14 protein-coding genes are annotated in these 13,047 nt (G+C 66.0%); 9 read left to right on the top strand and 5 right to left on the bottom strand.

From position 1 onward, the window contains the following. The first annotated feature begins 26 nt into the window (after window positions 1-26). The 4 genes from ACSQ27_RS11485 to ACSQ27_RS11470 all read left to right on the top strand — a co-directional run bounded on the left by ACSQ27_RS11485 (window position 27) and on the right by ACSQ27_RS11470 (window position 3,722). Complete coding sequence (locus tag ACSQ27_RS11485) at window positions 27-419, top strand: RidA family protein (RefSeq protein WP_436155635.1); 393 nt, start codon at window positions 27-29, stop codon at window positions 417-419. A 76-nt stretch (window positions 420-495) separates the two neighbouring features. Continuing rightward, window positions 496-1,116 (top strand): TetR/AcrR family transcriptional regulator, encoded by a 621-nt coding sequence (locus ACSQ27_RS11480; protein WP_436155634.1) that lies wholly within the window; start codon window positions 496-498, stop codon window positions 1,114-1,116. 239 nt (window positions 1,117-1,355) lie between these two features. Continuing rightward, a complete protein-coding gene (locus tag ACSQ27_RS11475; RefSeq protein WP_436155633.1) occupies window positions 1,356-2,240 on the top strand; it encodes an alpha/beta hydrolase in 885 nt (294 codons plus the stop codon). 195 nt (window positions 2,241-2,435) lie between these two features. Further along, window positions 2,436-3,722, top strand: a complete 1,287-nt coding sequence (locus ACSQ27_RS11470) for a solute carrier family 23 protein (protein WP_436155632.1) — start codon at window positions 2,436-2,438, stop codon at window positions 3,720-3,722. Window positions 3,723-3,797: 75 nt separating this feature from the next. Here the strand turns inward: ACSQ27_RS11470 and ACSQ27_RS11465 are convergent, their stop codons facing one another. From ACSQ27_RS11465 to ACSQ27_RS11450, 4 genes are all read right to left on the bottom strand, one after another. Beyond that, window positions 3,798-4,952, bottom strand: a complete 1,155-nt coding sequence (locus tag ACSQ27_RS11465; RefSeq protein WP_436155631.1) for an ABC transporter substrate-binding protein — start codon at window positions 4,950-4,952, stop codon at window positions 3,798-3,800. A gap of 240 nt (window positions 4,953-5,192) precedes the next feature. Then, the gene (locus ACSQ27_RS11460) at window positions 5,193-6,344 is read right to left on the bottom strand and encodes an ABC transporter substrate-binding protein (RefSeq protein WP_436155630.1); all 1,152 of its coding nucleotides are present in this window, start codon (window positions 6,342-6,344) and stop codon (window positions 5,193-5,195) included. A gap of 225 nt (window positions 6,345-6,569) precedes the next feature. Further along, entirely contained in the window at window positions 6,570-6,908 is a 339-nt protein-coding gene (locus ACSQ27_RS11455; protein WP_436155629.1) for a hypothetical protein, read from the bottom strand. A 188-nt stretch (window positions 6,909-7,096) separates the two neighbouring features. Then, a complete protein-coding gene (locus ACSQ27_RS11450) occupies window positions 7,097-8,401 on the bottom strand; it encodes a hypothetical protein (RefSeq protein WP_436155628.1) in 1,305 nt (434 codons plus the stop codon). Between the two features lie 128 nt (window positions 8,402-8,529). Here ACSQ27_RS11450 and ACSQ27_RS11445 point away from each other — a divergent pair, with 128 nt between their 5' ends. From ACSQ27_RS11445 to ACSQ27_RS11430, 4 genes are all read left to right on the top strand, one after another. Then, a complete protein-coding gene (locus tag ACSQ27_RS11445; protein ID WP_436155627.1) occupies window positions 8,530-8,952 on the top strand; it encodes a hotdog fold thioesterase in 423 nt (140 codons plus the stop codon). A gap of 280 nt (window positions 8,953-9,232) precedes the next feature. After that, window positions 9,233-10,345 (top strand): ABC transporter substrate-binding protein, encoded by a 1,113-nt coding sequence (locus ACSQ27_RS11440; protein ID WP_436155626.1) that lies wholly within the window; start codon window positions 9,233-9,235, stop codon window positions 10,343-10,345. Window positions 10,346-10,403: 58 nt separating this feature from the next. After that, the gene (locus tag ACSQ27_RS11435) at window positions 10,404-10,709 is read left to right on the top strand and encodes a hypothetical protein (RefSeq protein ID WP_436155625.1); all 306 of its coding nucleotides are present in this window, start codon (window positions 10,404-10,406) and stop codon (window positions 10,707-10,709) included. A 145-nt stretch (window positions 10,710-10,854) separates the two neighbouring features. Continuing rightward, window positions 10,855-11,799 (top strand): CysB family HTH-type transcriptional regulator, encoded by a 945-nt coding sequence (locus tag ACSQ27_RS11430; RefSeq protein WP_436155624.1) that lies wholly within the window; start codon window positions 10,855-10,857, stop codon window positions 11,797-11,799. 18 nt (window positions 11,800-11,817) lie between these two features. Here the strand turns inward: ACSQ27_RS11430 and ACSQ27_RS11425 are convergent, their stop codons facing one another. Beyond that, window positions 11,818-12,384, bottom strand: coding sequence for a cob(I)yrinic acid a,c-diamide adenosyltransferase (locus ACSQ27_RS11425; protein ID WP_436155623.1), 567 nt, complete (start codon window positions 12,382-12,384; stop codon window positions 11,818-11,820). Between the two features lie 192 nt (window positions 12,385-12,576). Between ACSQ27_RS11425 and ACSQ27_RS11420 the strand changes: the two genes are divergently transcribed. After that, the gene (locus tag ACSQ27_RS11420) at window positions 12,577-12,963 is read left to right on the top strand and encodes an EF-hand domain-containing protein (RefSeq protein WP_436155622.1); all 387 of its coding nucleotides are present in this window, start codon (window positions 12,577-12,579) and stop codon (window positions 12,961-12,963) included. Window positions 12,964-13,047 lie beyond the last annotated feature (84 nt).

Below are 13,047 nucleotides of genomic sequence, written 5' to 3'. Positions count from 1 at the left end.
CCCGCCACTCCACCCGGAACACCGCCATGGCCAAAGAAATCATTCGCGTCGAACCCCTTTCCACCTGGCTGGAGCGCTGGAAGGCGCCCACCTCGGTCGTCACGCGCCATGACGACACCGTTTACGTATCGGGCCTGCCGCCGTTTGACCCGGCCACGGGCGAGGTCATCCATGCCTCTCTCGAACGCCAGACCGAGCTGGTGCTGGAGCAGCTGAAACTCTGCCTGGAAACGGCGGGCTCCTCGCTGGGCCAGGTGCTTAAATGCAACGTGTATTGCACCTCAGTGGAGAAGTTCGCTGCGGTGAATACCATTTACGCCCGCTACTTCCCCCAGGATCCGCCAGCCCGGATTTTTGTCTGCGTGCCTGCCTGGCCGGGCCAGTTTGACATTGAGATCGATTGCGTGGCCGCCTGTTAAAAAACGCCCAAGCGCGTCAAAAACCGGGTTTTCAGGAGGGGATTACTCTTTCGCACAATCGTGCTATATTCGCGCCATGGACGCCAAAACCCAGAAAAGCGAAATGACCCGCGCCGCCATCATTGGCGCGGGCATAGACCTGGCCGCCGCGGAGGGCCTGGAGGCCATCACGCTTCAGGCGGTGGCGGACCGCATCGGTATTTCCAAGAGCGGCGTGTTCTCGCGCATAGGCTCGCGCGAGGCCTTGCAGAAAGCCGTGATCGAGGAATTCGGCCGGCGCTTCATCGCGGACGTGTTCGTGCCCGCCATGCAGCAGCCCAAGGGCCTGCCGCGCCTGGACGCCATCGTGCAGCGCTGGATCGTGCGCATGCGCGACGTGGAAATCCAGTCGGGCTGTATTTACACCGCGGGCGCCTTCGAGCTGGACGACCGCGAAGGCGAGTTGCGCGACACGCTGCTGGGTGAGATCACGCGCTGGCGTGCCGCCTTGCGGCGCACCGTGCTGCAGGCCGTCGAGGCCGGCCACCTGCAGGCCGACACCGACGCCGAGCAGCTGGTGGCCGAGATTTACGCCCTGTCCATGGGCTTGTTGCACGATGCCCGTTTCCTGCGCGACAGCCGCGCCGCCGACCGGGCCCAGGCATCCTGGAAGCGCCTGCTGCGAAGCTACCAGACCGAGGCGAGCACCCCACAATAAAGAGACAGAAAAGCGCGGAGAGAGGGCAGCCACGCCATCTCCTGATGTGTCGGTAAATTCTAATTTCGCACGACTGTGCGTAGAAATGAGGAAATCATGTTGATCCTGATCATTGCCCTAGGTGTGTTTTTCGGCGCTCGCGCCGTGACGGCGGCCCTGGCTTCGCTGCGCGGCTTGCCGCGCAGCAACGAAGACTGGGTCTGGTACTGAAAAACCGCAACCGCGAAAGAGCCCATGCCATGACTCGCACTTCCCTGCAGGCCACCTCGGCCTTCTATAACGCCAGCCCCCTGACGCGCATCTTCCGCTGGGGCCTGGGCGCCTCGCAGCAGCTGTGGCCGTCGCTGGCCGTACGCGCGGCCTACCGGCTGTTCGGCACGCCGCTGCCGCCCAAATGGATCAGCCGCCGCCGCGGCTGGAGCCCCGACTGGCACATCGAGCAATGGCCGTTTGAAGACGCCAGCCTCACGCTGTATTCGCGCCCCGTCGCGCCGCACGGCCCGGTGGTGCTGCTGGTGCACGGCTGGGGCGGCCATGCCGGGCAGATGCTGGCACTGGCCGACCAGCTCAGCGCGCAAGGCCTGCGCCCCGTGATCGTCGAGATGCCGGCGCACGGCCGCAGCCGCGGCTCGGTCAGCAACCTGCCGCAGTTCGCGCGCGTGCTGGAGTACGTGACGGCGCGGCTGCAGCAGCAGGGCCACACCCTGCGCGCGGTGGTGGCACATTCGCTGTCGGCCAATGCCGGCGCGTACGCGGCCAGCCGCGGGCTGGCGGCCGGCCGCCTGGTGCTGCTGGCGCCGCCGGCCTCACCGCTCGAATACACGCGGCTGTTTGCCCACGTGTTCGGCCTCAGCGAGGCGACGCGCGCGGCCATGCAGCGGCGCATCGAGGCGCGCGAAGGCATTTTGATGCCGCAGTTCGAGCCCGCGGCCGTCGGGCCGCGCATCAGCCTGCCCACACTGGTGGTGCATGACCGGCAAGACAGCATCAACCGCTTCGCCGACGGCGTGGCCTACACCGAAGCGATTGCCGGCGCGCGCCTGCTGGCCACCGAAGGCCTGGGCCACCGCAAGATCCTCAAGGACGACGAGGTGCTGAAGCAGGTGGCCGCCTTCCTGGCCTGACCGGGGTTGCTCCTTCTCCCTCTGGGAGAAGGTTGGGATGAGGGCTCGCGGCGTTAGTGTTTCGCCTTGCTTGGTTGGAGGCCGCCGGCCCTCACCCTAACCCTCTCCCAAGGGGAGAGGAAATAAGAGGGGCAGTCTTGTGCACAAGCGCCATTCCCCCTAGCATTGCCTCACTTTTACAAAGAGGAGCGAGCAATGGGAATGCTGGACTGGACCGAAAAAAGCAGCGCGATCCTGCAACAGGGCGGGGTCATAGGCCCCGATGAGCGCCTGCCCTGGCCGCAGACCGCGGTCATGGGCGTGCAGCACGTGATCGCGATGTTCGGTGCCACGGTGCTGGCGCCCATCCTGATGGGTTTCGATCCCAACATTGCCATTTTGATGAGCGGCATCGGCACGCTGATCTTCTTCCTGGTCACCGGCGGCAAGGTGCCCAGCTACCTGGGCTCCAGCTTTGCTTTCATCGGCGTGGTGATCGCCGCCACGGCCTATGCCGGCAAGGGGCCCAACGCCAACCTGGGCGTGGCCCTGGGCGGCATCATCGCCTGCGGGGCGCTGTACACGCTGATCGGCGTGGTCGTGCAATCGATAGGCACCGGCTGGATAGAGCGTTTCATGCCGCCCGTGGTCACCGGCGCGGTGGTGGCGGTGATAGGCCTGAACCTGGCAAGCATTCCCGTCAAGAACATGGCGGCCGGCAATTTTGATGCGTGGATGCAACTGGTGACCTTTGTCAGCGTGGCCCTGGTGGCGGTGATGACGCGCGGCATCGTGCAGCGCCTGCTGATCCTGGTCGGGCTGATCGTTGCCAGCATGATCTACGCGGTGCTGACCAACGGCCTGGGCCTGGGCAAGCCGATGGACCTCTCGGGCATCGCCAGCGCGGCCTGGGTCGGCCTGCCGGGCTTCACGGCGCCGGTGTTCGAACTCAATGCCATGCTGCTGATTGCGCCGGTGGCCATCATCCTGGTGGCGGAAAACCTGGGCCACATCAAGGCGGTGACGGCCATGACCGGCAAAAACCTGGACGTCTACATGGGCCGGGCCTTTATCGGCGACGGTGTGGCCACCATGGTCTCGGGCACGGCGGGCGGCACGGGCGTGACGACCTACGCGGAAAACATCGGCGTGATGGCCGCGACCAAGATCTACTCGACCGCCGTCTTCGTGGTGGCGGCACTGATCGCCGTGGTGCTGGGCTTCAGCCCCAAGTTCGGCGCGCTGATCCAGGCGATCCCGCTGCCGGTGATGGGCGGCGTGAGCATCGTGGTGTTCGGCCTGATTGCCGTGGCCGGCGCCAAGATCTGGGTCGACAACAAGGTGGATTTTTCGGACAACAAAAACCTCCTCGTCGCGGCCATCACGCTGGTGCTGGGCACGGGCGACTTCACGCTGCGCTTCGGCCAGTTTGCTTTGGGTGGCATCGGCACGGCCACCTTCGGCGCGATCCTGCTGTACGCGCTGCTCAATCGCAAGCGCTAAAGCCGGCCCCCATCAAAAAAGCCCCGGCTGGTCTATGACCAGCCGGGGCTTTTTCGTAAAACGCAGCCGCGGGAATCAGCCCAGGAAGCGCCCGGCGGCGCCGAGCACGCCGAGGTCCACGAATTTGGAACCGACAAAAGGCGACGCAGCAGCGTAGTCCACACTGAAACCGCCCAGGTCGAACTTCTGCACGCTGCCCAGCGCGGTGCGCAGCTTGGCGCGCGTGACGTCGCGGCCGGCGCGCTCCAGGCCTTCGGCCAGCACGCGGGTGTTGACGTAGCTCTCCAGGCTGCCCAGCGAGAACTCCTGCTGGCCGATGGCACGCATCGCAGCCTGGTAGTCGCGCACCACCTGGGACTTGGCGCGGTAGGGATCGGGGAACACCATGGTCAGCGCCAGGCCCGAAGCCGCGGCGCCCAGCCCCTTCAGGCCGTCGGCGGTCAGCGTGACGCTCAGGCCCGCCACCGGCAGCATGGGCGAGGATTTCTTGAGCGCGGCGATCAGGCCCACCGAGGCGGCGCCCGCCGTGCCCAGCAGTACGGCGCCGGGCCTGGCGGCGCTGACCTGGCTCACGACCTCATTGAGGTTCTTGCCGTCGGTGGCCAGCGCGACCTGCGCGGCCGCCTTGGCGCCCTGGGCCTGCAACGCCAGCAGGGCGTCGGCCAGCACCTCCTTGCCGAAGCCGTTGTCCAGGTAGACGATGGCCAGGTCCTTGATGCCCATGCCCACAAGCTTTTGCACCAGGCGCTGGGTTTCGTCGGTGTAGCTGGCGCGCACGTGGAACACATTGCGCATGCCGGGCTTGCGCAGCGAGGAAGCGCCGGTCAGCGGCGCGACGTAGGGCAGGTTGGACTCCTCAATCAGCGGCACGACGGCCGCGTTGTTGGGCGTGCCTATGCAGGACATCAGGGCAAAAATGCTGCCGTCGCCGATCATCTTCTTGACGTTGTCCGAGGTGCGCTGCGGCACGTAGCCGTCGTCCATCATCTGGAATTGCAGCACGCGGCCGTTTACGCCGCCTTTGGCGTTGATCTGGCCCATGGCGGCCTCCACGCCGAGCTTGAGGTCGGCGCCGAAACCGGCCAGCGGGCCGCTCAGCGCGCCCGAGGAACCGATGGTGACGGCCTTGGCGCTCAGGCCTTCCTGGGCATGGGCAGTACGAATGAAAGCGGGAGCGGCGGCGAGGGCGGCCAGTTGGGGGGCGAGCGAAAGAAAGCGGCGGCGAAACATCGCGAAATTCTCCGGGGTGGGGACGGCCAGGCGGGCCAAAGAAAAGACGGGGCCGCGCGGACCCCGTACAGGACAACGGCCGCGTGGCGGCCGAATACTTTAAGTCTAAACGATCATCCCCCGCCGATCTGTCCGCTCGGCGACGCCACTGTGCCGTTGGTCTGCCCAAAGGCCGGAAACGACAAAGCCCCAGCCAGTCCGTCAACTGGCCGGGGCTTTTTTAAGCCAAGCCTGGTGGATTTAACCGATAAAACGGCCGCCGGCGCCCAGCACGCCCAGGTCCACAAACTTCGAGCCCGCGAACGGCGGCGCGGCGTAATCGACGCTGAAACCGCCGAGGTCGAACTTCTGCAGGCCGGCCAGCGCGCTGCGCAATTTGGCGCGCGTCACGTCGCGGCCGGCACGTTCCAGGCCCTCGGCCATCACCTGGGTGTTGATGTAGCTCTCCAGGCTGCCGAGCGAAAACTCCTGCTGGCCGATGGCGCGCATCGCGGCCTGGTAGTCGCGCACCACTTGCAGCTTGGCACGGTAAGGGTCGGGGAACACCATGGTCAGCGCCAGGCCGGAGCCGGCGGCGCCCAGCGCCTTGATGCCGTCTCCGGCCAGCGTGACGCTCAGGCCGGCGATGGGCAGCATGGGCGAGGCTTTTTTGAGCGCGGTGATCAGGCCGACGGATGCCGACCCGGCGGTGCCCAGCAGCACGGCGCCGGGTTTGCCCGCGACGATCTTGTCCACCACTTCATTGAGGTTCTTGCCGTCAACGGCCAGCGCCGCCTGCGCCGCCGCTTTCGCGCCCTGCGATTGCAGCGCGCGGTTGACGTCGGCCAGCACTTCCTTGCCGTAGTCGTTGTCCAGGTAGACGACGGCCAGGTCCTTGATGCCCATGCTCACGATGCGCTGCACCAGGCGCTGGGTCTCGTCGGTGAAGCTGGCGCGCACGTGGAACACGTTGCGCATGCCGGGCTTGCGCAGCGAGGATGCGCCCGAGCGCGGCCCGACGTAAGGCAGGTTGGACTCTTCAATCAGCGGCACGATGGCGGTGTTGTTGGGCGTGCCCACGCAGGACATCAGCGCAAAAATGCTGCCGTCGCCGATCATCTTTTTGACGTTGTCGGCGCTGCGCTGCGGCACATAGGCATCGTCCAGCATCTGGAACTGCAGCATGCGGCCGTTCACGCCGCCCTTGGCGTTGATCTGGCCCATGGCCGCATCCACGCCCAGCTTGAGCTCGGCACCCACGCCGGCCAGCGGGCCGCTGGTCGCGCCCGTGCTGCCGATGGTGATGGCCTTGGCGGTCAGGCCGTCCTGGGCATAGGCATTGCGGATGAAAGCGGGCGTGGCGGCAAGGGCGGCCAACTGAGGGGCGAACGAAAGGAAGCGGCGGCGAAACATCGCGAATCTCCAAAACAAGGGGGGTGGCCGTGAAGGCCGGAAAGAACCAGGCCGTGCGGCCTTGCGAGGGGTAAAACCACCTGCCGGCCGGCGCGGTGACGCGCAAGGCAGCAGTAAATCGTTTAACTTTCAACGATTCTAGGTAGAAACCCTGACAGATGGATGACGCAGCGATGACTGCGCCGTGACGGCGTGAAGCCGGGACAAGGCCCGGCGCGCTGCGGCTTAGCGTGCCTGAGGCTGGCCCGTGGCCTTGGCCAGCGCGGCCTTGGTAGCCCTGAGTTCGCGCTCCAGGTCGGCGCGTTCGTCGATCTGCTGCTCCAGCACCTCATTGACCTGGGCCAGGTCTTCGGCCGATTCCTGGATGCGGGTCTCGAGTGCGTCGGTTTTCTCCAGCGCCTGGGCCACGTCGCCGGCCTGCACGTGCGGCGGGATTTCCTGTTTGAGCACCGTGTTGATCACCAGCAGTTCGGCGGCCGATTGTTCCACGGTGTCTTTCACGGACTCGTTCTGGTCAAGCGCCCGTTCCAGTGGCGTGGGCACGACGTGTAGCGGCTGTGGCATGTCAGGGGCCTTGGTGAAGAGAGCAGGAGGGTTGCCGCTGGTGAGCCCCTGCAGAAACGGCAAGGGCTTACAAATGGCGCACGGGATTCGCGGACGATTTTACGCGTTTGTCGCCTGCGCGGGCTTGTAAAGGCATTGGGGCGTGATGGGGTATCTGCCTCCGGCAGGCCCCGGACCGTGGGCAGGTTTTAACGGGCCTTGGCGGGAGGCTTGGCCGCGCGCGCCGGCGGCGGTGCGGACGCAGGCGGCGCCGGGCCGGGGCTGAAGATCTTGCCCAGCGTCGCGCCTACGCGGGCGCCTATCGCGGTGCCCACACCCGGCAGCACGGCCGTGCCGACCACGGCACCCGCGATGGCACCCTTGGGCACGGCGAACGCGACATTGTCCAGCGGGCCGCTGACGCTCAGCGGGACCCCGACAATGCCGTCCACCAGGTCGACGGCGAACTCGGCCTCGATCCGCCGGTTGGCGACCTTGGCCTGGCCCGATGCGGTCAGCGAGCCTGATGTCGCCTTGAGGTCCGTGTACGTGACCACCATGCCCTGCGGCGTGTTCTGCGTATCGAGCCGGCCGGTGATCGAGTCCAGCGGCGTCTGCCCGTCGTGCTCCTTGCCGGCGGTGCGCACGGCCTTGTCCAGGTCAAAGCGCAACAAGGTGGACTTGCCGATGGTGAAGGGTGTCTGCGTGTGCAGCGAGCGCGCCAGTTCTCCCACCGTATCGCCATTGGCAGACAGCGTGGTTTCGCCCGAGGCCTTGCCGGCGATGATGGAGCGGCGGTTGAAGGCAGCCAGCATGCTTTCGACCTCGACGTCCTTCGGCCGCAGTTCACCTTCCAGGTGCATGCGGCCGCCGGCGCGGAAGTCCAGCCTGACTTCGCCGTCCGCCGTACCCCCGCCCACATGGATGCGCGCGGCCCAGCGGTCCTCCTGGCCTTGGCGGGTCAGCGCCAGATCCGTGGCCGGCTTGAAGCCGGGCCGGCGCAATTCGGCCTTGCGCGGGCGCCAGCCCGGGTCGAAATCAACCTCGCCGTCATACACCACCGCAATGCCGCGCCGCGAGATCCACGTCACGTCGCGGAACACAAAGCGCGCCAGCGGCAGTTCTTCGGTGGCCGCCTCTTCTTTCTGGCGTCCGCTGCCCAGGCCGCGCAGCGAAAGCTGGGGAACCACGGCGCCCTCCAGGTCGGCCCGGTCTATCTTGATGCGGCGCTGCAATAGCGCAAACACGTCGGGGTAGGCGGTCAGCTTTTTGATCAGGATGGGCTGGGGCTGGTCGGTGGCGGCGTCTTCGATCACCACCGCAGGCGAGGGGAACAAACGCCAGTGCAGCGCACCCACGCGCACCTTGGTGCCGAGCTGGGCCTCCAGCTCCACCGAGGCGCGGCGGGCCAGTTCCTCGTCGGACGGCAGCCAGCGCAGCAGGGCGGCCCAGGCGGCACCCACCACGAGCACCGCGACGCCCAGTCCCAGCAGCCACTTGTTCGCGCGTGTCATCGAAGCATGTCTCTCATGCCTGTCAGCTTAGGCCCCGGCACGGCGCTTGCCGAGGCGACAAGCGGCCCATCTCTTGTAGGCCACAACCGTATAGTGGAGAGACCGACATCCCGTGGAAGCCCAACATCATGCGCATCTGGAAGCAGCCCATCTCCGTAGAACTCCTCACCGCCACCAACGCCGATACCGCTGTCACGCATCTGGGCATCGAGTTCCTCGAGGTCGGGGACGACTTCATACGCGCGCGGGTGCCGGTGGATCGCCGCACGGTGCAACCCTATGGCTTGCTGCACGGCGGCGTGTCGGTGGCGCTGGCCGAAACCCTGGGCTCCTGCGGCGCGGTCTTTGCGGCGCCCGCAGGCCACCGCGCCGTGGGGCTGGACATCAATGCCAACCACCTCAAGGGCACAACCAGCGGCTGGGTCACCGGCATCACGCGGCCGGTGCACATAGGCCGCAGCACCCAGGTCTGGCAGATAGACCTGCACAACGACGCGGGCGAGCTGACCTGCGTCTCGCGCATCACGATGGCGATGCTGCGGCCGGAATGATGCGGTTACCGATAGCAACAAGTTGCTGAGGATGGGCGGCCATCCCGGTGATGTCACCCGACCGGGCCCGGCATAAGGGGCTCGCCGGGCGTCTCTATCAGGCCAAGCCGTGAACTTTATCTTTTAAAAACAACGAGCCAAGCCATATCCAGTCGCAACAGCGAGGCTTGATCCAGGGCCGGCTCCATACTTTTTGGGTCTTGAGGGGTCGTTTAGATCGTATTTGATCTTATGAAAACTCCTCCGTATCGTTCGGCGACAAGACGCTGAAAGGTAACAAATGGACACGAAAATCCTGGGGAGATGGGCGGTGGCGCTGCTGGCGGCCGCCTTGTGCGGCGGGGGGCATGCGCAGATCCTGATCGGCCAGACGGCCGGTTTCACCGGCCCCGTGGCCGCAGGCGTCAAGGAGAACACGGACGGTGCGCGCCTGTGGCTGGACGCGGTGAACGCCCGGGGCGGGATCGCAGGCCGGCAAGTAGAACTGGTGTCGCTGGACGACAAGTTCGACCCCAAGCTGGCCAATGAAAACGCGCAGAAGCTGGCCGATCGCGGCGCCATCGCCTTGTTCCTGACGCGCGGAACGCCCCCCACCGAAGCCGTGCTGCCGGTGCTGCTGGCCAACCACATGCCGCTGGTGGGTCCTTCCACGGGTGCGATGGTGCTGCACCAGCCGGTGAACCGCTATGTTTTCAATGTGCGCGCGACCTACCAGCGCGAAGCCGAAAAAGCCATCGAGCACCTGCACACCCTGGGCATACAGCGCATCGCGCTGGTGCATGCGGATGACTCCTTCGGCCGCGACGGCCTGGAAGGCGCCAACAAGGGCTTCGCGCAGGCAAAGCTGAAACCCACAGCGGTCCTCAAAGCAGACCGCAGCAAACCGGACTACAGCCAGCTCGTCCCGCCCATCCTGGCAAGCGATGCGCAGGCCGTGCTGTGGATAGGATCGGCCAACGCCGTCGCCGAAGGGGTGCGGGCCCTGCGCGCCGCCAAGACGTCCGTGCGTGTGGTGACCTTGTCCAACAACGCATCGGCGGGCTTCGTCAAGGCGCTGGGCGAGCACGCGCGCGGCGTCATCGTCACGCAGGTCTATCCATCCGAGCGCTCCTATGCCTACACGATGGTGCAGGAAGCCACCGAACTGGCCAAGGCCAAAAAGATGGTGCTGTCGCCCGCCATCCTGGAAGGCTACGCCGCCGCCAAGGTGCTGGTGGAAGGCCTGAAGCGCGCCGGCAAGAACCCCACGCGGGAGACGCTGCAGGCGGCCCTGGAAGGGATGAAGCGCTTCGACCTGGGCGGGCTGGAAGTGAGCTTCGGCCCCGAAGACCACACCGGCCTGGAGTTCGCGGACCTCTCCATCGTGGACCGTGAAGGCCGCTTCGCGCGCTGAAAGCGGCCCTTCTGAATCCCTCCGCCGCACCAGCGCCCATCCCCAAGGAGACACCGCCATGGAATGGAAAAAGTCGCTGCACAGCTGGCTGCATGAGAGCGCCGAGGAAGCCCCAAGGGAGCAGCTGGAGTCCTTGCGGTTCCAGGTCCAGGATGCGCTGTACCGATGCGAAGGGGCCATGTGCGAGCGCATGCGCTGGCGCATCGAAGAAGCCTGCACCGCGCAGCAGCTGTGGCTGCTGCGCGGGGAGATATTCCAGCTGGTCGCGCGCCAGTTCTGCCAGGAAGAGGCCGTGCGGCGCATCAACGCGCTGCTGCCCGCCTTCTCCGGCTGGCTGCCGGATCGCATGTTGACGCGGGTTTAGGACTGGTGCGCACAGCTTGAGCACGGGTCCTTAGGATGTTTTGGTGATTTAAAACGAACTAATCCGTCGTTCCCCAAATAAGAACGGCTGCCCACAATCCGGTGTTTGACTCTTTCAACACCGCGCGCCCCGCGCCTTCGCGACCATGAATTTCCAGCAGCTGCGTTCCATGCGCGAGGCCGTGCGATGCAATTTCAACCTGACCGACGTGGCCAACGCCCTGCACACCTCACAACCCGGGGTCAGCCGGCAAATCCGCGAACTTGAGGAAGAACTGGGTATTGAACTCTTTGTGCGCGCCGGCAAGCGCCTGACGGGCCTGACCGAGCCGGGCGCCCACGTGCTGCCCATCATCGAGCGCCTGCTGCTGGAAAGCAGCAACCTCAAAAAAGCCGGCCAGGAGTTCATGGCCCAGCAAAGCGGCCTGCTGTCCATCGCCGCCACGCACTCGCAGGCGCGTTACGCACTGCCGCCCGCGGTGCAGGAATTCCGCAGCCAGTTCCCCAACGTCAAGCTGCACCTGCACCAGGGCTCACCCAAGCAGGTGGCGGACATGCTGATGTCGGGCGAGGTCGACGTGGGCATCGCCACCGAGGCCCTCAACGATTACCCCGAACTCGTCGCCCTGCCCTGCTACCGCTGGACGCACTCGGTCATCGTGCCGCCCGGCCATGCGCTGCTGGACGGCCCGCTGACGCTGGAGAGCCTGGCGCGTTTTGCGCTGATCACCTACGACACCGGCCTCACCGGCCGCTCGCACATCGACGGCGCTTTCACGCAGCGCGGCCTGGCGCCCAACATCGTGCTGACGGCCATGGACGCCGACGTGATCAAGACCTATGTGCAGCTGGGCATGGGCGTCGGCATCGTGGCCTCCATCGCCTATGAGGCCGAGCGCGACACGGCCCTGCGCGCGCTGGATGCGGGCGCGCTGTTCGGCATCAACCTCACCAAGCTGGCGGTGCGCCGGGGCGGGTACCTGCGCGGCTATGTCTATGCGTTTATCGAATCCTTCGCGCCCACGCTGAACCGTGCTGTCGTCGAGAAGACCTTGAGCGAGGAGCCAGGCGCTGCAAGCTACGACATCTAGCGTCGCAAGCGTCTCTTATTACTCAGTTGCCGCGCGCGCCATGCGTTCGCTCTTCCAGTAAACATCGTCGCCGCCGTTCATGCGGTTGAGCACACGCGACAGCACAAACAGCAAATCGCTCAGGCGATTGAGGTACTGGCGCGGTGCTTCCTTGAGGGGCTCGGCCGCGCCCAGCGCCACCACGGCGCGTTCGGCGCGGCGCGCCACGGTACGGCACACATGGGCCAGCGAAGCGGCGCGTGAGCCGGCCGGCAGGATGAACTCGGCCAGGCGCGGCAGCGTGGCGTTGTGCTCGGCCAGCGCGTCGTCGAGCAGCGCCACGGCCTCGGGCTTGAGCAGCTCAAAGCCGGGGATGGACAGCTCACCGCCCAGGTTGAAGAGCTGGTGCTGCACCTCCACCAGCAGCTCGCGCACACCAGCCGGCAACTCTTCGCAGAGCAGCACGCCGATGTGCGAGTTCAACTCATCGACGTCGCCCATGGCGTGAACGCGCAGGCTGTCTTTGGACACGCGTGTGTTGTCGCCCAGGCCGGTGGTGCCGTTGTCGCCGGTGCGGGTTGCGATCTGTGAAAGTCTGTTGGCCATGGTGCGAAGGCGCGTTGAGGCGCGGTGAAGAAAGTCAATGAAGCAAAGGAACCAACGTGAGGTTACGCCAGGCAAGAAAATGTGTCGTCGTAGCCCATCATGTGAGTGAGGCAACACCCTGAAAAACTGCTGGCCTGCGCGCGCCGGCTGCGTTGCAATGGCGGCTTGTTCACTCTTTGAAGGATTCACCGCATGACCATGCACACGACAGCAACATCCGCTGCAAAACATTCTATTCCCGGCTTTGAGTTGCGCAGCGTGTTGCTGGTGGCCGCATTGGCCGCGGGCGCCGCAGGCGCGGCGCGGGCCCAGACCGCCCCGCCTTCACCCGCCAGCCCCAGCAGCCCGCCCTCCCAGATGGCACCCTCCGCCACCCAGGGCGCCGTCCCACAGAACCGCACCACCCCCAAGGACGTCGAGGCGGCTTTCGGCCGCGCCGATGCCAACAAGGACGGCAAGCTGGACCGCCAGGAGGCCGAGCACCTGCCGGCCGTGGCGCTGCGTTTCGACCAGATTGACGCCAACCACGACGCCTTTATCTCGCTGGCCGAGCTCACCAAGGCCGCCACCGGCTCCTGATGATTCTTGCGGGGTGACCATCGCCCCGCTTTTTTCGCTTTCCACACCGTCACGCAACTCCCCCGCGGCCCTGGCTGCGCGGGC

Origin of the sequence: Polaromonas sp. LjRoot131, from assembly GCF_964252805.1 — a bacterium.
Taxonomy (GTDB): Bacteria; Pseudomonadota; Gammaproteobacteria; order Burkholderiales; family Burkholderiaceae_C; genus Polaromonas.
The sequence above is the reverse complement of the archived record's forward strand: the minus strand, read 5'-3'. Positions and strand labels throughout refer to the sequence as shown.

Bases quoted from the DNA above. Each gene is read 5' to 3' on its own strand.
- ACSQ27_RS11445 (WP_436155627.1), top strand. From the start codon at position 8,530: ATGCGCATCTGGAAGCAGCCCATCTCCGTAGAACTCCTCACCGCCACC.
- ACSQ27_RS11420 (WP_436155622.1), top strand. From the start codon at position 12,577: ATGACCATGCACACGACAGCAACATCCGCTGCAAAACATTCTATTCCC.
- ACSQ27_RS11470 (WP_436155632.1), top strand. From the start codon at position 2,436: ATGGGAATGCTGGACTGGACCGAAAAAAGCAGCGCGATCCTGCAACAG.
- ACSQ27_RS11435 (WP_436155625.1), top strand. From the start codon at position 10,404: ATGGAATGGAAAAAGTCGCTGCACAGCTGGCTGCATGAGAGCGCCGAG.
- ACSQ27_RS11430 (WP_436155624.1), top strand. From the start codon at position 10,855: ATGAATTTCCAGCAGCTGCGTTCCATGCGCGAGGCCGTGCGATGCAAT.
- ACSQ27_RS11425 (WP_436155623.1), bottom strand. From the start codon at position 12,384: ATGGCCAACAGACTTTCACAGATCGCAACCCGCACCGGCGACAACGGC.
- ACSQ27_RS11440 (WP_436155626.1), top strand. From the start codon at position 9,233: ATGGACACGAAAATCCTGGGGAGATGGGCGGTGGCGCTGCTGGCGGCC.
- ACSQ27_RS11480 (WP_436155634.1), top strand. From the start codon at position 496: ATGGACGCCAAAACCCAGAAAAGCGAAATGACCCGCGCCGCCATCATT.
- ACSQ27_RS11460 (WP_436155630.1), bottom strand. From the start codon at position 6,344: ATGTTTCGCCGCCGCTTCCTTTCGTTCGCCCCTCAGTTGGCCGCCCTT.
- ACSQ27_RS11465 (WP_436155631.1), bottom strand. From the start codon at position 4,952: ATGTTTCGCCGCCGCTTTCTTTCGCTCGCCCCCCAACTGGCCGCCCTC.
- ACSQ27_RS11485 (WP_436155635.1), top strand. From the start codon at position 27: ATGGCCAAAGAAATCATTCGCGTCGAACCCCTTTCCACCTGGCTGGAG.
- ACSQ27_RS11475 (WP_436155633.1), top strand. From the start codon at position 1,356: ATGACTCGCACTTCCCTGCAGGCCACCTCGGCCTTCTATAACGCCAGC.
- ACSQ27_RS11450 (WP_436155628.1), bottom strand. From the start codon at position 8,401: ATGACACGCGCGAACAAGTGGCTGCTGGGACTGGGCGTCGCGGTGCTC.
- ACSQ27_RS11455 (WP_436155629.1), bottom strand. From the start codon at position 6,908: ATGCCACAGCCGCTACACGTCGTGCCCACGCCACTGGAACGGGCGCTT.